Raw genomic sequence first — 17,537 nt, forward strand, 5'->3', positions numbered from 1 at the left:
CGCACATGGTCACGATCCCTAGGCGCGATTACGCCGCCCTCTACGGCCCCACCACCGGCGACGGCGTGCGGCTTGCCGACACTTCCCTTGTCGCGGTGGTCGAGCACGACCATGCGGTCTACGGCGACGAGTGCCTGCATGGCGGCGGCAAGACCCTGCGCGACGGCATCGGCATGGCGCCGGGCGTCACGGCGGCGCAAGGCGCGCTCGATTTCCTGCTCTGCAACGTGCTCGTGATCGATCCCGTCCTCGGCATCGTGAAGGGCGACCTCGGCATCAAGGACGGGCGCATCGTCGGCCTTGGCAAGGCCGGCAACCCGGCGATCATGGACGGCGTCGATCCGCGCCTGATCGTGTCGGCTGGTACGACCGTGCGCGACTGCGAGGGGCTGATCGCGACGCCGGGCGCCATCGACGTCCACGTGCACTTCGATTCCGCTGGCCTGCCCGACCACGCCATCGCGTCCGGCATCACCACGCTGCTTGGCGGCTCGCTCGGGCCGATCACGGTGGGGATCGATTCCGGTGGACCGTTCAACACCGGAAAGATGCTCCAGGCGGCAGAAGCCTGGCCCGTCAATTTCGGCTTTCTGGGAAGAGGCAACACCCACAAGCCTGCGGCGCTCAAGGAGCAGCTCGAGACCGGCGTGCTCGGCCTGAAGATCCACGAGGATTGGGGGGCGATGCCGGCGGCGATCGATTCCTGTCTCGCCTTTGCCGACGAGCACGACTTCCAGGTCCAGCTCCACACCGACACGCTGAACGAGTCCGGCTTCGTGGAGGACACGCTCGCGGCGATCGGCGGCCGCACCATCCACATGTACCACACGGAAGGCGCCGGCGGCGGGCACGCGCCGGACATCATCCGCGTGGCGGGGCTGCCCCACTGCCTGCCCTCCTCGACGAACCCGACCAATCCCTACACGGTCAACACGTTCGACGAGCACCTCGACATGACCATGGTGTGCCACCACCTCAACCCGTCCCTGCCGGAGGACGTGGCCTTCGCCGAGAGCCGCATCCGGGCGCAGACCATCGCCGCCGAGGACGTGCTGCACGATATCGGCGCGATCTCGATGCTCGGCTCCGACAGCCAGGGCATGGGCCGCATCCACGAGGTGATCTGCCGGACATGGCAGCTCGCCTCCAAGATGAAGGACCAGCGCGGGAGCCTACCCGAGGAGCGGCCGGGCTTCGGCGACAACGCCCGGATCAAGCGCTACATCGCCAAGTACACGATCAACGCCGCGCGCACCTTCGGCATCGACGCCCATATCGGCTCGCTGGAGCCCGGCAAGATGGCCGACATCGTGATCTGGCGCCCGGCCTTCTTCGGCATCAAGCCGGAGCTGGTGATCAAGGGCGGCTTCATCGCCTGGGGCGCCATGGGCGATTCCGCGGCCTCCTTGATGACCTGCGAGCCGATCCTGATGCGCCCGCAATGGGGCGCCTTCGGGCTCGCCAAGCAGGGGCTGTCGGCCTGCTTCGTCCACCCGCTCGCGATTCAAGGCGGGCTTCGCGAGAGCCTGGGTCTTCGCAAAAGTCTGCTGCCGGCCAGCGGCACCCGCCGGCTCACCAAGGCCGACATGCTCTGGAACGATGCCTGCCCGGAGATCCGGGTCGATCCCCAGACCTTCGAGGTCTTCGTGGACGGCGAACTCGCCACCTGCGAGCCCGCGACCGTCCTCCCGCTCGCCCAACGCTACATGCTGCGATGACCGCTTCCGTCCTCCCCTCCCCCGCCATCCCCGAGTCCGTGACCGCCGCCCGTATCGGCATCGGCGGCCCCGTCGGTTCGGGCAAGACCGCGCTGATCGAGCGGCTGATCCCGGCGCTTCAGGCCCGCGGCGTCGATCTCGCCGTCGTCACCAACGACCTCGTCACCAAGGAGGATGCCGAGCGCCTGCGCCGCTCCGGGCTGATCGACCCGGCCCGGGTCGAGGCGGTGGAGGCCGGCGCCTGCCCGCACACGGTCATCCGCGAGGACCCGACCCTCAACATCGCCGCCGGCGACGATCTGGAGGCGAAGTTTCCGGGGCTCCAGCTCCTGATCTTCGAGTCCGGCGGCGACAATCTCGCCTCGACCTTCTCCCTCGATCTCGTCGATTGGTGGATCTTCGTGATCGACGTGGCGGGCGGTGACGACATCCCGCGCAAGCGCGGCCCCGGCGTGCTGCGTTGCGACCTCCTCGTCATCAACAAGACCGACCTCGCGCCCCATGTCGGCGTCGATCTGCCCGGCATGCTGGCAGAGGCCGCGCGAGTGCGTGGCACGAAACCGGTGGCCGCCACCAATGCCCGCTCCGGCGAGGGCGTCGAGGCGGTGGCCGACGCGATCTGCCGCGCCGTGCTGTTCGCGCCCTGATGGCCTTGTCGCTGGACGGCCTGCCCGAAGATCCCGGCCCGAAGACGTCCGTCCCGACCGAGGCGCCCTCCGCTCCGGTCGGGCGCCGGGTCCAGGCGTCCCTCGTCTTCGCCCGCGGCGGGGGCACCACCGTGCTGTCGCGGCAGGTGGTGCCCTACCCGTTCCACATCACCCGCGCCTTCCGGATGCATCCGGAGAGCCCCGACCTTGCAACCCTCTACCTGCAATCGGCCTCCGGCGGCCTCTACGCCGCCGACCACCTCACCCTCGACATCGCCGCACGGACGGGCGCGCGGGTCCACGTCACGACCCAAGCCGGTACGGTGGTGCATCGCGGCGGCCCCGAGCCCACACGCCAGGAGACGCGGCTGACCATCGCGGCGGACGCCTTCCTCGCAGTCAATCCCGATCCGCTGATCCTGTTTCCGGGCGCGCATCTCGCGGTCTCCACCGACATCACGGCCGAACCGGGCGCCCGCGCCATCGTCACCGAGAGCGTAGCCTGCCACGACCCTCTCGGCGAAGGTCGGCCGTTCGACCGGCTCGATCTCGGCCTGACGATCCGTGACCCCGAAGGCCGGGCGCTGGTGCGGGAGCGCGGCCGGATCGACGGAGCCGCGTTCATCGCACCGGCCTCGCCGATGGGACATCATCGCGCCTACGGCACGATGGTCGTACTCGGCGCCCCCGCCGATGATCGCTTGGCCGGCCTCCACCTGAGACAGGCGGCCGATGCGGCGGGTTGCTTGACCGGTGTGAGCCCGCTGCCCAACGGGGCGGGACTGGGCCTGCGCCTGCTCGCGCCGGACGGCGGCGCTCTCTCGGCCGGTATGGAGGCGGTGTTCCGGACCGTGTTCGAGGTGTTGAGCGGGTGCGAGCCGGGTCGACGCCGCAAGTAATATACTTCCAAAAGGCCAACGAGGCGGCACATCGCAAGGAATATGGGCAGGACGCCCAGCGAATATCCTTGATGCAGATCGATTTCCTGAGACGAAATACGGACGGGGGCACGGCCTCGTCTGGCGACCGGATGGCCGTCATTCGAGCCAATCTACCGGATGACGTTCGAAGGATTTCGAAGAGACATGCGCTCGCGTGACCGAAACGACGCCGACTTCCATCTCCGCCGCCGGCTTCTCCTGGGCCTCGCCGCCTCGCCGCTGCTGAGTGCCCTCCCTGGGCGCGCCTTCGCGGAGACCGGCGCCGGCGCGCTTGCCGTCACCGACAAGGAGGTGACTGTCGGCATTCTGCACTCGCTGACCGGCACCATGGCGATTTCCGAGACCGGAACGACGCAAGGCGAAAAGCTCGCCATCGAGCAGATCAACGCGGCCGGCGGCGTGCTCGGCCGGCAGATCAAGATCATCCAGGAGGACGGCGCCTCGGACTGGCCGACCTTCGCCGAGAAGGCGCGCAAGCTCGTCGTCAACGACCACTGCGCCGCCGTGTTCGGCTGCATGACGTCGGCTTCGCGTAAGGCGGTGCTTCCGGTCTTCGAGCAGTATAACGGCCTGCTCTACTATCCGACCTATTACGAGGGCCTGGAGCAGTCCAAGAACGTCATCTACACCGGCCAGGAGGCGACCCAGCAGACGCTGGCGGGTCTGGACTGGGTAGGCAAGGAGAAGGGCGCCAAGACCTTCTTCATGGTCGGGTCGGACTACATCTGGCCGCGCACCACCAACAAGATCGCCACCAAGCACATCACCAGCGTGCTGAAGGGCACGGTCTCGGGCGAGGAGTATTTCCCGCTCGGCCACACGCAGTTCAACTCAGTCATCAACAAGATCAAGCTCAAGAAACCGGACGTGATTTTCTCCACCGTCGTCGGTGGCTCGAACGTGGCCTTCTACAAGCAGCTCAAGGCCGCCGGCATCGACCTCAAGAAGCAGACGCTCGTCACCGTCTCGGTCACTGAGGATGAGGTGGACGGTATTGGTGGCGAGAACATCGCCGACGCCTATACCTGCATGAAATACTTCCAGTCGCTGAAGAACCCGGCCAACGAAAAATTCGTCGCCGACTTCAGGAAGCGCTGGGGCGAGAAGACCGTCATCGGCGACGCGACGCAGGCAGCTTACTTGAGCCCGTTCCTGTGGAAGGCGGCCGTCGAGAAGGCCGGCTCGTTCGAGATCGACAAGGTGATCGAAGCCTCCCCCGGCATCGAGATGAAGGATGCGCCGGAAGGCTCCGTGAAGATCCACGAGAACCATCACCTCTGGTCGAAGACCCGCGTGGCGCGGGCCCGGGCGGACGGCCAGTTCGACGTGGTGTACGAGAGTCCCGAACTGATTGAGCCGAACCCGTTCCCGAAGGGCTATCAGTAGGCGGCCAATAGCGGGGTTAGAGGTAGCTCAACCCCCGCCACCGGCCGCGCCGTTTCAGGCGCGCCATCCAGAGGCAGGCCGGGTAGAGGGCAAGCGCGAACACCGCCGCGATCAACCAGATCTGAAACGGCGCCCCGGCCTCGACCCGGCCGGAGGGGCCTGCGCGGTCGAGGACGGCGAGGCCGTCGTAGATCAGGCGCAAGGCCCACAGGTGCAGCAGGTAGAAGAACAGCGGCGCCCCGCCAAAGACGGTGAGCCAGCGTCGGTGTCGCTCCGGCAGGCGCTCGAACAGCGCGAGCAGCAGCAGGCCGGGGCCGAGGGTCGCGAGGAGGAAATCAGCCGAGGGCGGGTACTTGGTGAGGTTGATGAAGGACAGGGCGTCCGTGACGCCGTCCTTGCCCGCCTGCCAGGGATGCGGGTCGCCGTAGCCGTTGAGGCCGCGCAGGATCAGGAAGGCCGTCAGGCTCGCGAATCCGAGGGCGACGAGACGTCGGCGGCGCAGGGCCGGATCGGAACCGGGCGCGTAGAGCGGCCCCAGCGCGTAGCCCCCGGCGATGACGCCGAGCCAGGGCAGCACCGGGTAGGAGGTGCGCGCCGCGCCCCAGGGCAGCGGGATCATCCCACGCTGGTGCAGGATCGCCCACAATGCGTAGCCCGGCTGGTCGGGCGAGAGCACGATCCCGTCAAGGGCGTTGTGGCCGAGCATGATCGCCAGCGCCACCCCGATCAGAGCCGGACGCGGCAGCCAGAGCAGGACTGCGAGCGCCACCATGCTGAGCCCGATCGCCCAGATCACCTGGAGATAGAGGACTGGCGGCAACAGGCTGCGGGTCCAGGCAAGGTTCACCAGGGTCACTTCGAGGGCGATCAGGAACAGCCCGCGCTTCAACAGGAAGGCGGAGGTCGCCGCCCGGCTGCCGTGCTTCTGCCCGTAGAGGCTCGCCGAAAGGCCCGTCAGCAGCAGGAAGACCGGTGCGCAGAGATGCGAGGTGGCCCGCGTCAGGAACAGGCCCGGCGGCGTCGCCGCGAGATTGACCGGATCGCTCACCTGGGCGTGCAGGTAGAAGAACTCGCGCACATGATCGACGAGCATCAGCAACATCACCAGCCCGCGAAGGGCATCGATGGCGCCGATGCGGGCGCGCGGAACCGGTCCCGCTGCGGCCTCTTGCCGAGCCAACATCAGAACCGCACCGTCAGCGTGCCGGTGAAGCGGCGCGGCGCGCCGGGATAGACCCGGAAGCGGTTGAGCGAACTCTCGTAATATTCGGTATCGAATACGTTCTCGACGTTCAGCCCGAAGCGGAAGTTCTCGTAGCGGTAATAGGCGAGCATATCGACCGCGATGTAGGCCGGCAGGGCGAAGCTGTTGACCGCATCCGCCGCCCGCTCGCCGACGCCGCGCACGCCGCCGCCGAGGCCGAGCCCCTTCCACGGACCGGCCTGCACCTCGTGGACCGCGAGCAGGCTGCCCGAGTGGCGCGGCACGTTGATGAGGGGCGCGCCGACCGGCAGCACGTTGTCCTTGGTCACGACCGCGTCGGCGAAGACGTAGCCTGCCAGGAGCTTGATCTCCGGCGTGATCTGGCCGGCAGCCGTCAGCTCGAAGCCCTGGCTCCTCACCCCGCCCGCGGCGAGCGAGAAGGCCGTATTGTTGGGGTCGGGCGTCAGCACGTTCCTCCGGTCGACCCGGAAGGCCGTGCCGGTGAGCGCCAGGGCGCCCCCGTAAAGGTCGATCTTGGTCCCGACCTCGTAGCCGATGCCGGTCTCCGGCGGGAAAGGCCCGGAGAGCGCCACCGCGGCCGCGTCGGGCCCGATATTCGGCCGGAAACTGGTGCCGACATTGGCGAAGAGGGCGAGCTCCGGGGTCGGCTGGTAGACGAGGCCCGCCCGCGGGGTCGCCGCGAAATAGGTCTGATCGACCTGGGAGCGCGGGATGCGCTCGCGGAACGATTGCTCGAAGAAGTCGAAGCGCACGCCCAGCAGCGCCTTCCACTCGGGGCTGAGGCTGATCTGGTCCTGCGCATAGAGGGCGGTGTTGGTGATCCGCTCCAGGTTGTTGCGGAAGCGGTCGATCGGCGGCAGCGGCTGGCCGTAGCGCGGATCGTAGATGTCGATGGCAAAGGTCGAACCCGGTCGAATCGTCGAGCGGTTGTAGACCGTCCGGCTGTCGGTGCTCTCGCGCTCGAAGCCGAGCAGCATCGTGTGGCCGATGCCGGCGGTGTCGAAGCGTCCGACCACCTCCGCTTGGCCGATCGCCGTGTCCCAGCGGTAGTCGCGCACGTTGCGGTCGCGGGAGACAGTGCGGTTATCGGCGGCGATGGCGCGGATCTCGGCCGACTCGCCCTCCAGCGTGCCAGTGTTGAAGTGGGTAGCAAGCCGCATCTGCCAGTCGGCGTTGAAGCGGTGATCGACCCGTACCTGCATCGTGTTGTTGGTCTGATAGGTGCTCTGGCCCGGCTCGCCGAGGAAGCGCGAGATCGGCAGCAGGCCGAGCCGTCCGTTGATGGCGATGACGCCGCGGTCGAAGATGATGCGGTTGCGCAGGAATTCGGTCTCGACGGTGATCCGGGTGTCCGGCGTGATCTGCCAGCTCAGGACGGGCGCGACGAGGAGCCGGTCGCTGTCCACGAAATCGCGAAAACTGCCCTGACGGCCGGCGGCGAGGTTGAAGCGGTAGAGGAGCGTGCCCTCCTCATTGAGCGCGCCGCCGGAATCGACCGTGCCGCGGAACTGCCCGAACGAACCCCACAGGCCGCCCATCTCGACGAACCGTTCCGCGGTCGGCTGCTTGGTGATGATGTTGACGAGCCCGCCCGGATCGCTGCGCCCGAACAGGCCGCCGCCGGGACCTTTGAGCACCTCGATGCGCTCGACGTTCTGCGTGTCGGGCGGGGGTGGCGTGCCGCGATTTAAGGGAAAGCCGTTCTTGTAGAACTCGGAGGTGGTGACGCCGCGGATGGCGTAGCTGAACACCGAGAGGCCGCCGAAATTGTTCTGCTGCGCCACGCCCGGCGTGTAGTTGAAGACGCGATCCACGCGGGTGGCGGCGAGATCCGTGATGACCTCACGCGGGGCCACGGTGACAATTTGAGGCACGTCGCGCTGGGGCGTGTCGGTCTTCGTGCTGCTCACCGCCCGGTCGGCCCGGTAGCCCGGCGTCGGGCCGATCAGGCCGATCGTTCCGGCCGTCACCATCCGGCCATCGGGTGCGCCGTTGCCGGCGCCGCGGCCGGAGGCCTCGCCCTCGACGGCCAGTTCTTCCAGGACAACCGAATCCTGCGCCCGCGCCTCCGGGCCGGGCAGGCCGGCGCAGAGCAGCGCGGCCAGCATCCAGCGCGGGGGCCGGACCAGATCGCGTCCCCCGGCGCAGTGAACCGGTCTCACATCGATGACGGCGTTCAGGCTCGTCCGAACTCTCACTGGGCGTGCTCTGGCTGTACGGGCGCAGGCCCGAGCGGATGCCCGACCGCGAGCGCGTGGACACGCACTCGCCGCTCAGGCACGCCGCCGGAACACCCCGCCCGGGGGACATCGTCGCGCCAAGGCAGGTCTCCTGGCTCACGGGTCAGCGCCTTCGTCCCGGCCTTCCCGGTGCGGCGCACCAGTGACCATCCCCGACGGGGCTCGCCGTTCACAGTTGCGGGGACAGCTTCGGCTTCGCCCGGACGGGCTTACCGAATTCCCTCTTAGCCCCCGGCCTGTATCCGGCGGAACCTTGACCGCAGCACCTTCGCTGCGGTGCGGCGCAGCGTCAACACGCAGACCAATGAAATGTAACAACATCACACAGCTTGTGGCTTGCCGAGCACACTCTCCCTTAGCGGCATTGTGGAACGCGGGCGCTGCAGCGGCCTCGCCGTCGGCGCCAAGGCCGCAGCAGCTCCGTTCAGCTCTGAAAATCGTGATCGAGCGATTTTTAACGGATATGGCTGCGATTTAGGCAAGATTAACCAAGATCCCGTTCAATGACGAAGGCTTAAGGTTGATCATTCCCTAATCGGCCAAGCCATCTCGATCGTCATTCTGGCACAGATATGCCGGGAGCGACGCCGGGAGGCCGTGTGGGATCCGCGTTGTCGAGTACCGCCCGCATGGACATCGCCGAGCTCGTCCAGAGTCGCTCCGCCCGGCCCGTCGTCCGCCGTCGGCGCAGGCCGCCCCTCGCAGCGCTCGCGCTCACCGCCCTCGGCGGCCTTGCGCTGGCCGGAATGCTGCAACCGCAGGATACCGACGCGCTCTCGCCCGCGGAGACGGCGCAGGTCTCGGCTGAGACCGAACAGGCTGACACCGCACCGGCCGCGCCCGGCGCCCTGGCCTGGATGCTCGACCCCGCGCCGGTGCTCGACACCGCCACAAGCGGCTTCGTCCAACAGGCTCCGAAGGTTGCCGCCTTTCGGTCGCCGGCCGTCCCGGAGCCGAGCGCGACCCTTGCCGCCCTCCCCGCGGCTCAGGTTGCCGACGCGGCACCCGCCGTCACGCCGCGCCCGGCCGCGCCGATGGCCCGCGTCGCGCTCACCGTGCCGCTGCCGATGCGGCGCCCCGAGGAGTTCCGCTACGAGCCGCGGACGCAGACCGCGCGGGCTGCATCGGCTCGAGTCGCGGCAACCGCAACGGCGCGAGCCTCCACCGAACCAACCCGCAGCGTGTTCAGCGCCGCGGTCACCGACAACCGCAACTTCCTCGAGAAGATGTTCGACCTGCCCGGCTCCGGGACGGCCCCGTCGTCGGCGCCAGCCATGGCTTATGCGGGGCTCGACAGCAGCGCGGTCGATTCGGCCGCGCGGCGGCGGCTCGTACCGGGTCCGGTCTCCGAGCCGGGGGTCGCTGTCTACGACATCAGCGCCGCCACCGTGACGCTGCCGAGCGGCGAGGTGCTGGAGGCCCATTCCGGCCTCGGCGTCGCCCAGGACAACCCGGACTACGTCCATGTCCGGATGCGCGGCGCCACTCCGCCCGGCGTCTACGATCTGCGGGAGCGCGAGGCTCTGTTCCACGGGGTGCGGGCGATCCGCCTCAATCCGGTCGGCGGCTCGGCCGCCATTCACGGGCGCGACGGCATCCTCGCCCACACCTACATGCTGGGCCCGAGTGGCGCGTCCAACGGCTGCGTCGTGTTCAAGAACTATCCCCGCTTCCTGCAGGCCTACCTGCGTGGCGAGGTCCGGCGCCTGGTCGTCGTGCCCGGCACCGCTCCCGGCGTCTTCGCCAGCCGGCGCAACGCCACGCCGCGCCGGTCGGCCTCCGCGGATTGAGGGAGCCCAAAGGGATCCTCCCTTTGGCGGGGTGCCGGGGCAGAGCCCTGGCTCCCCTCAACCAGGGCTCCGCCCTGGACCCGCGAAACGATTCGTCCTTTCGAAACCTCGGACTTCAGCCGGCCCGTCAGCTCTTGGCGACGGGCTTGATCTTGAGCTGGTCGATCGCCCAGCGCCACGTCCCGTCCGATTGCCGGCGGGCCGATTCGACGGAGAGCGCGCCATTCGGCAGCCGCGCGAAGGTAAGCGCGAGGTCGCCGTTGCGGATCGCCGGCAGCGTCTCCGGCTCGGGGAAGTCCGACTTGCGGGCGAGCAGATCCGTGTAGAAGCGGCGGATCTCGTCGTGGCCCGTTGCCACGATGTCGCCCGCAGCGACCACGGCCTGCGGCTCGTAGAGGGCGACCAGCCCCTCGGCGTCGCCGGCATTGGCCCGCTCGTGGAAGAGACGGGCCAGATCCTCCGGCTCCCGCGCCACGTCCACCTGCGTCACGTCCCGGTGCGTCTCGCTCATCGCTCGTTCCTCCCTGTCTGGTTCGGGTGTGTCTATTTCAGGCGGTTGCCCTGCCCATCCCGCACAGCGACCGTCACCGGAACGCCGGCCTTGACGCTCTCGGACACGGTGCAGAACTGCTCGAACTGGCCCAGCACCCGGTCGAGTCGGTCCATCGACTCGGCGGGCGCACCGAGGGCGATGTCGACCTCGATTCCGACGAGGCGCAGGCGCCCTTCCGGGTTGCGGGCCACGCGCCCGATCGCCTCCGCGCTCACGCCACCGCCCTCCTGCCGGTACTTGCCGAGCGCGAAGGCAAGGCTCGCGCAAAGGCAGTTGCTGACGGCGGCGATCAGCACCTGCTCCGGCGAGGGCCCTGTGCCGCCACCGATCGGCTCCGGCTCATCCGTCAGAAGCGGAACGAAGGCTTCACCGAACTCGATCCGGAAGGCGTAGGCCTCGATCTGCCGGATCTTGATGCTGTGGTTGCCCGACATCGCGGCCTCCTCGCCTCCCTATCAACGGCCCTAGCGCCACCGCGTTCGAGCTGCGCGTTGCGCCTTGACCTGCCATTCGTATCTGGTATACCAGATGCCAATTGATGAGCCACCGGAAAGAGCGGCCTCGATCCGGGAGATCCAAGACCCGGGAAGCCAAGGAGGCAACGCCTGCCATGACCGAACGCGGCATCCTCGACAGCCATCGCGTCTCTCGACCTGCCGTGCGGCTTGTGGGCTAGGGGCAGCAAAAAGGGAGGCAGCGGATGGGCCAATCGCAGACCTTCGACACATCCGGGCTCGTCGCGGCGATCGGCGATGCGGTGGTGATCTCCGACGCGGACGGACGGATCGTCACCTGGAACCCGGCCGCGGAACGAATCTTCGGCTTCTCGGAAGCCGAGGCCCTCGGCGAGACCCTCGATCTGATCACCCCGGAGCGTCACCGTCGACGCCACTGGGACGGTTACGCCAAGACGATGCGCACGGGTGAGACCCGCTACGGCACGTCACTGCTCAAGGTGCCCGCCCTGCACAAGGATGGGCGGGCGCTCTCCATCGCCTTCACCGTGGCGCTGCTGCACGGCGCGAACGGCGAGGTCACCGGCATCGCCGCGATCATCCGCGACGAGACCGAGCGCTTCCAGGAAGAGCGCAACCTGCGCCGCCGCGTGGCGGAACTGGAGGAGGCTCTGGGCACCCTGGTCTGCGCCTGACGCAAGAGACCCAAGACATCCAGCGATATTACTGAAATATTATTTTCCGATTTTTCAACAACGACGACCCACAACGAAGTCGAAATAGGGAGAAAACCAAGATGACCCAGCCGCTCGACGGGATCAGAATCATCGATTTCACGCACGTCCAGGCGGGCCCCGCCTGCACCCAGCTCCTCGCGTGGTTCGGAGCGGACGTGATCAAGGTCGAGCGTCCGGGCTCCGGCGACGTGACGCGCAACCAGTTGCGCCACGTCGAGGACGCGGATGCCCTCTACTTCACGATGCTGAACTCCAACAAGCGTTCGCTGACGCTGGACACCAAGACGGCCCAGGGCAAGGAAGTCCTGGAGAAGCTGATCCGCGAGTCGGACGTGATGGTCGAGAATTTCGGCCCCGGCGCGCTCGACCGCATGGGCTTCACCTGGGCCCGCATCCAGGAGCTCAACCCGGGCATGATCCTCGCCTCGGTGAAGGGCTTCTCCGACGGCCACCACTACGAGGACCTGAAGGTCTACGAGAACGTGGCGCAGTGCGCGGGCGGTGCGGCCTCGACCACCGGCTTCTGGGACGGCCCCCCCACCGTGTCGGCGGCTGCGCTCGGTGACTCGAACACCGGCATGCATCTCGCCATCGGCATCCTCACGGCGCTCCACCAGAAGAACAAGACCGGCAAGGGCCAGAAGGTCGCCGTGTCGATGCAGGACTCGGTGATCAACCTCTGCCGCGTGAAGCTGCGCGACCAGCAGCGCCTCGACGCCATCGGTTACCTCGAGGAGTATCCGCAGTACCCGCATGGCGAGTTCTCGGACGTGGTGCCGCGTGGCGGCAATGCGGGCGGCGGCGGCCAGCCGGGCTGGGTGCTCAAGTGCAAGGGCTGGCAGACGGACCCGAACGCCTACATCTACTTCACGATCCAGGGCCATGCCTGGGCACCGATCTGCAAGGCGCTCGGCCGTGAGGAATGGATCGACGATCCGGCCTACAACACGCCGCGCGCCCGCCAGGACAAGATCTTCGAGATCTTCGCCATCATCGAGGATTGGCTGGCCGACAAGACCAAGTTCGAGGCCGTCGACATCCTGCGCAAGTTCGACATCCCCTGCTCGCCGGTTCTCTCCATGAAGGAGATCGCCGCCGATCCGTCGCTGCGCGCCAGCGGCACCATCGTCGAGGTGCCGCACCCGAAACTCGGTTCGTACCTGACCGTCGGAAGCCCGATCAAGTTCTCCGACATGAAGGTCGACATCAAGGCCTCGCCGCTTCTGGGCGAGCACACCGACGAGGTCCTCGCCGGCCTCGGCTACTCCCCCGAGCAGATCGCCGCGATGCACGAGGCCCGCGCGGTCTGACGGGTGACAGCGGGCAGCCCCCAACCCGGAGACTGCCCGCGCTGAATGGCCGGTCCCCTTCGGCCATGATTCTCCCGGGACGGGGCATCGCCCCGGGAGCGCTTGACCGGGCATGGCGCCCGGGTTTTTTCCTCCTCCGATGACTTTTCCCGGGCCGACCCTGTCGGTCCGGGTTTTCCGTTCGGAGCGCCGTGGCGAAAGGTGATTGCCGGCTTTCGGGAAAAGGCGACGCTGGAACGAAGTTTTGGCTCCCGCTGCCCCGGCGCGCCTCCCCTCGCCTCGAACCTTTGGTGCCCTGCCGGTGATGCGACCGGTGACTTCCCTCCTGCGCCGACTTCTGCCCGAGCAGGCGCCTGTCAGCCCTCGCGAGCGGGTACGCGCCGCCTGTGGCACCCTGGCCGGCCTTCTCGTCACGGGGCTCGTCGCCCGCGCTGCACTGGGCACGGGCGCCGAACTGCCTACGCTGATTGCGCCGATGGGTGCCTCGGCCGTTGTGCTCTTCGCCGTCCCGTCGAGCCCACTAGCGCAGTCCTGGTCGATCGTCGGCGGCAACCTCGTAGCCTCGCTCGTCGGCGTCACCACCGCGCGGTTCATCCACGATCCCCTGATGGCTGCGGCGCTCGCCGGGGCCGGCGCGATCGCGGTGATGATAGCCCTTCGCTGCCTGCACCCGCCGAGCGGCGCGGTGGCACTCACGGCCGTACCGGGCGGACCGGCGATCCACGATCTCGGCTACGGTTTCGTGCTGTGGCCGGTGGGCGTCAACACGGCCCTGATCCTCGGTGTGGCGATCCTGTTCAACAACCCGACAGGCCGCTCCTACCCGCATGTCGCGCAGGCTGCGGCCGCCGTTCCGACCCCGGCGGGCCGGTTCGGACTGAGCTCGGCCGACATCGACGCGGCGCTCGAGGATTACGATCAGGTGCTCGATATCGGCCGCAGCCATCTGGAGGCGCTGCTGCGGCGTGCCCAGCTCAGCGCCCTCATGCGCCGCGCGGGGCCGACGACCTGCGCCTCGACTTGACCCGCGACGTGATCGGCGTCGCCCCCGAAGCGCCCCTGCGGGAAGCCCTCGCCCTCTTGCGGCGCCACCACATCAGGATGCTGCCCGTCACCGACGAGCGCGCGCAGGTGATCGACGTTCTGACTCAGACCGACCTGGTGGACAAGGCGGAGTGGGACGGGCGCGGCCCCCGCCTCGGCCTCGCCCGGCGCTGGCAGCTCACCCTCGGCCGGGGCCGCGCCCGGCATGGCTGCGCCGCCGACATGATGACCACCGAGGTCGAGAGCCTGCGTCCGGAGATGTCGCTGGCCCAGGTCGCTGCGCGGATGGCGCAGAGCGGCCACCACCATCTGCCCGTGGTCGGACCGGAGGGCCGGCTGATGGGTGTGGTTTCGCAGAGCGACCTCGTGGCCGCGCTGCTGTCCGAAGCCGCCGCCCGCAATGACAATGCCCACGCGACGGCGCCGGCTGAGGGCGTGGAACGCCTGCCCGTAGGCCTCGCCGCCGGCATCGCCTGAGGGGCGGACGCGCAAGCATCGTCTTTGTCAGACAAGCCGAAAGCCACCTTTCGGGAGATGTTCCGGTCAGGCGAAGAAGTCGCCGAGGAAGAAATCGACGGCCTGCGCCACCACGCCCGGATTGTAGGCGTGCGGGCCGTCATACTCGACATAGGTCAGGTCGTAGCCCGCCCCCTCCAGCAGCCGGGCATGGGTGCGGGCGCTGCGGTCGATCCCGATCTGCTCGTCGCGTGTTCCGTGCGACAGGAAGATTTTTGGGGCGCCCGCCTGCACCTGCACGGACATGAAGCCGGCCGAAGAGACGATCAGGTGGCTGACCCGGTCGCCGTTGGTGAGCCCCAGCGAGAGCGCGTAGCTGCCCCCGTCCGAGTGACCTGCGAAGGCGAGATGGGCGGGATCGATCAGGAAACGGTCGGCGACCTCGGCGAGCGCCCGGTCGAGCCGCTCCCGGTCGGGGCCGTTGCCGACGATCACCAGATCCCAGGTCGGGTAAAGCGATTGCGGCGCGAGCAGAAGGAAGCCGCGCCTCTGCGCATGGTCCTCCAGCATCGGCAGGATCTTGTCCGCGCTGCCGCCCCCGCCGTGGAACAGCACGACGAGCGGAGTCGGCAGGCGCGCATCGATGTGCTCGGGCACGCGGATGAGCGCGTCGCGGGTTTCGAACAGGCCGAGCGCGTGGCGGCCGGGCGGAAGCGGCGGCTTCGTCGGGAGCCGCGGCAGGAAGGCAAGACGTCCGGCGAGACGCGGGTCGACGGGAACAGCCGGATCGAAGGCGGAGGAAGCCATGGGAAATCCCTTGGATGGAACCCGCCCCGCGCCCCTCATGCCGAGGTGCCCGCGACAGCGGGCCTCGAAGCACGGCTGCCCCGCTCTCCCGGACGCCCCGGCTCTGGGCAACCCGGAGCAGCCGCCCCGTATGTACTTCGAGGCTCCGCTTCGCTTCGCACCTCGGCATGAGGAGCGAGGGTGCTTGCCAGAACGACGAAAAGGACCGCGGCGCCCTTGAGCACCGCGATCCGGTTCAGAGGTCGGTTCGGGCCGAGCGGCCGTCGCCTTACTGCTTCTTTTTCAGCGTGCTCTGCGGGTTGAGGCTGCCGATATTGCCGCTCTCGCTGCCGGCGGCCGGATCGATCACCGCATTGATGAGGGTGGGCTTGCCGGAATCCATCGCAGCGTCCACCGCCCGCTTCAACTCGTCCGGCGTGGTGACGTTCACGCCGACACCGCCGAAGGCCTCCATCATCTTGTCGTAGCGGGAGTCCTTGACGAAGACCGTGGTGCCGGGGTCGCGGCCGGTCGGGTCGATGTCGGTGCCGCGATAGATGCCGTTGTTGTTGAAGATCACGATGCAGACCGGCAGCTCGTAGCGGCAGATGGTCTCCACCTCCATACCGGAGAAGCCGAAGGCCGAGTCGCCCTCCACCGCCAGCACCGGCTTGCCGGTCTCGACGGCCGCCGCGACGGCGAAGCCCATGCCGATGCCCATGACGCCCCAGGTGCCGACGTCCAGGCGCTTGCGTGGCTGGTACATGTCGATGATGCCGCGGGCGAGGTCGAGGGTGTTGGCACCCTCGTTGACGAGGATCGCGTCCGGCCGCTCCTTGATCACCGTGCGGAGTGCACCGAGAGCCGAGTGGAAGTCCATCGGCGCGGTGTTCTTCATCAGCTTCGGGGCCATCTTGGCGATGTTGGCCTCGCGCTTGGAGCGCAGCGTCTCCAGCCAGTTGGAGGGCGCGCCCTTCCAATCCTTGCGGATGCCGTCGAGCAGCGCCTCGACGCAGGAGCCGATATCGCCCACCACCGGCGCGACGATCTCGACGTTCGAGTCCATCTCGCGCGGCTCGATGTCGATCTGGATGAAGCGCTTCGAGCCGGGCTCACCCCAGGTCTTGCCCTTGCCGTGCGAGAGCAGCCAGTTGAGGCGGGCGCCGACCAGCAGCACCACGTCGGAATCCTTCAGCGCGGTGGAGCGCGCCGCGCCGGCCGAGAGCGGGTGGGTGTCGGGCAGGAGCCCCTTGGCCATGCTCATCGGCACGTAGGGGATGCCGCTCTCCTCGACCAGCGCGCGCACCGCCTCGTCGGCCTGGGCGTAGGCCGCGCCCTTGCCGAGGATGATGAGCGGACGCTCGGCCGACTTCAGCACGTCCAGCGCCCGGGCGATGGCGGCAGGCGCGGGGAGCTGGGCCGGAGCCGCGTCGATCACCTTGACCAGCGACTTCGCACCGACGCTCGCGTCGATGACCTGCGAGAACAGCTTGGCGGGCAGATCGAGATAGACGCCGCCGGGGCGGCCGGAGACGGCGGCGCGGATGGCACGGGCCACGCCGATGCCGATGTCGGCGGCGTGCAGCACGCGGAAAGCGGCCTTGCAGAGCGGCTTGGCGATGGCGAGCTGGTCCATCTCCTCGTAGTCGCCCTGCTGCAGATCGACGATCTCGCGCTCGGAGGAGCCGGAGATCAGGATCATCGGAAAGCAGTTGGTGGTCGCGTTGGCGAGTGCCGTCAGGCCGTTGAGGAAGCCCGGCGCCGAGACGGTGAGGCAGATGCCGGGCTTCTTGGTGAGGAAGCCGGCGATCGCCGCCGCGTTGCCTGCGTTCTGCTCGTGGCGGAAGGAGATGACGCGCATGCCCTCGGCCTGGGCGAGGCGCCCGAGATCGGTGATCGGGATGCCCGGCACGTTGTAGATCGTCTCGATGCCATTGAGCTTGAGCGCGTCGATAACGAGGTGGAAGCCGTCCGTCAGCTCCGCCTCCTCATGGGGCACGGCGCCCGCAGTGATCGCATCGATGTTCTGGGCCTGGACGGTCATGCGGCGTTCTCCCTGTTGTTTGGCTGTCGTGTCCCGCTCAGGACCCGATGGCGTCGGGCCGATGCGGCGCGGTGCCTGACGCGGCGCCACTCCCGGCGCGCGGACCGTGCGTCGAACGACCGGTCTTGCTTCAACAGATCTGGCATACCAAATACCAAATGGCCGGTCAAACGGAACCCGCGTCTTTCAGCCTGCGGGCGTCGGG

The 17,537-nt window shown here is 68.3% G+C and carries 15 protein-coding genes and 1 riboswitch; of the genes, 9 read left to right on the forward strand and 6 right to left on the reverse strand.

Annotated elements, in window-relative coordinates:
• Positions 1-5 precede the first annotated feature (5 nt).
• The 4 genes from ureC (at position 6) to urtA (ending at position 4,692) form a co-directional block, all read left to right on the forward strand.
• Positions 6-1,718, forward strand: coding sequence for an urease subunit alpha (ureC, locus tag FHU13_RS15280; protein WP_183436715.1), 1,713 nt, complete (start codon positions 6-8; stop codon positions 1,716-1,718).
• The gene (gene ureG / locus FHU13_RS15285) at positions 1,715-2,365 is read left to right on the forward strand and encodes an urease accessory protein UreG (protein ID WP_183436716.1); all 651 of its coding nucleotides are present in this window, start codon (positions 1,715-1,717) and stop codon (positions 2,363-2,365) included. The genes ureC and ureG overlap by 4 nt, the downstream gene beginning before the upstream one ends.
• A complete protein-coding gene (locus FHU13_RS15290; protein ID WP_183436717.1) occupies positions 2,365-3,264 on the forward strand; it encodes an urease accessory protein UreD in 900 nt (299 codons plus the stop codon). Before ureG ends, FHU13_RS15290 begins: the two co-directional genes overlap by 1 nt.
• A gap of 186 nt (positions 3,265-3,450) precedes the next feature.
• Positions 3,451-4,692 (forward strand): urea ABC transporter substrate-binding protein, encoded by a 1,242-nt coding sequence (urtA, locus tag FHU13_RS15295; RefSeq protein WP_183436718.1) that lies wholly within the window; start codon positions 3,451-3,453, stop codon positions 4,690-4,692.
• A gap of 16 nt (positions 4,693-4,708) precedes the next feature.
• Here the strand turns inward: urtA and FHU13_RS15300 are convergent, their stop codons facing one another.
• Both FHU13_RS15300 and FHU13_RS15305 read right to left on the reverse strand, forming a co-directional pair.
• Complete coding sequence (locus FHU13_RS15300) at positions 4,709-5,875, reverse strand: DUF1624 domain-containing protein (RefSeq protein ID WP_183436719.1); 1,167 nt, start codon at positions 5,873-5,875, stop codon at positions 4,709-4,711.
• Positions 5,875-8,115, reverse strand: a complete 2,241-nt coding sequence (locus FHU13_RS15305; RefSeq protein WP_409518504.1) for a TonB-dependent siderophore receptor — start codon at positions 8,113-8,115, stop codon at positions 5,875-5,877. Before FHU13_RS15305 ends, FHU13_RS15300 begins: the two co-directional genes overlap by 1 nt.
• Positions 8,116-8,220: 105 nt before the next feature.
• Positions 8,221-8,428, reverse strand: a riboswitch (cobalamin riboswitch).
• Between the two features lie 358 nt (positions 8,429-8,786).
• Between FHU13_RS15305 and FHU13_RS15310 the strand changes: the two genes are divergently transcribed.
• Complete coding sequence (locus FHU13_RS15310) at positions 8,787-9,947, forward strand: DUF2778 domain-containing protein (RefSeq protein WP_183436720.1); 1,161 nt, start codon at positions 8,787-8,789, stop codon at positions 9,945-9,947.
• A 127-nt stretch (positions 9,948-10,074) separates the two neighbouring features.
• On the opposite strand, the gene FHU13_RS15315 is transcribed toward FHU13_RS15310, so the two are convergent.
• Together FHU13_RS15315 and FHU13_RS15320 are read right to left on the reverse strand one after the other, a co-directional pair.
• Positions 10,075-10,458, reverse strand: coding sequence for a YybH family protein (locus tag FHU13_RS15315; protein WP_183436721.1), 384 nt, complete (start codon positions 10,456-10,458; stop codon positions 10,075-10,077).
• A gap of 32 nt (positions 10,459-10,490) precedes the next feature.
• Positions 10,491-10,934 carry an OsmC family protein gene (locus tag FHU13_RS15320; RefSeq protein WP_183436722.1) on the reverse strand — a complete coding sequence of 148 codons (444 nt, stop codon included), beginning with the start codon at positions 10,932-10,934 and terminating at the stop codon, positions 10,491-10,493.
• A 266-nt stretch (positions 10,935-11,200) separates the two neighbouring features.
• Here FHU13_RS15320 and FHU13_RS15325 point away from each other — a divergent pair, with 266 nt between their 5' ends.
• From FHU13_RS15325 to FHU13_RS28400, 4 genes are all read left to right on the forward strand, one after another.
• On the forward strand, positions 11,201-11,650 hold the full coding sequence (locus FHU13_RS15325) for a PAS domain S-box protein (protein ID WP_183436723.1): 450 nt from the start codon (positions 11,201-11,203) through the stop codon (positions 11,648-11,650).
• A gap of 101 nt (positions 11,651-11,751) precedes the next feature.
• Entirely contained in the window at positions 11,752-13,002 is a 1,251-nt protein-coding gene (gene frc / locus FHU13_RS15330) for a formyl-CoA transferase (protein WP_183436724.1), read from the forward strand.
• Between the two features lie 313 nt (positions 13,003-13,315).
• Positions 13,316-14,026 carry an HPP family protein gene (locus tag FHU13_RS28395; protein ID WP_312889593.1) on the forward strand — a complete coding sequence of 237 codons (711 nt, stop codon included), beginning with the start codon at positions 13,316-13,318 and terminating at the stop codon, positions 14,024-14,026.
• A complete protein-coding gene (locus tag FHU13_RS28400; protein WP_312889594.1) occupies positions 14,023-14,523 on the forward strand; it encodes a CBS domain-containing protein in 501 nt (166 codons plus the stop codon). Before FHU13_RS28395 ends, FHU13_RS28400 begins: the two co-directional genes overlap by 4 nt.
• Positions 14,524-14,589: 66 nt before the next feature.
• Here FHU13_RS28400 and FHU13_RS15340 read toward each other — a convergent pair whose 3' ends face one another.
• Together FHU13_RS15340 and oxc are read right to left on the reverse strand one after the other, a co-directional pair.
• On the reverse strand, positions 14,590-15,309 hold the full coding sequence (locus FHU13_RS15340; protein ID WP_183436725.1) for an alpha/beta hydrolase: 720 nt from the start codon (positions 15,307-15,309) through the stop codon (positions 14,590-14,592).
• Positions 15,310-15,577: 268 nt separating this feature from the next.
• Positions 15,578-17,332 carry an oxalyl-CoA decarboxylase gene (gene oxc, locus FHU13_RS15345; RefSeq protein WP_183436726.1) on the reverse strand — a complete coding sequence of 585 codons (1,755 nt, stop codon included), beginning with the start codon at positions 17,330-17,332 and terminating at the stop codon, positions 15,578-15,580.
• Positions 17,333-17,537 lie beyond the last annotated feature (205 nt).

The organism is Methylobacterium sp. R2-1 (assembly GCF_014191355.1).
Classification (GTDB): Bacteria; Pseudomonadota; Alphaproteobacteria; order Rhizobiales; family Beijerinckiaceae; genus Methylobacterium.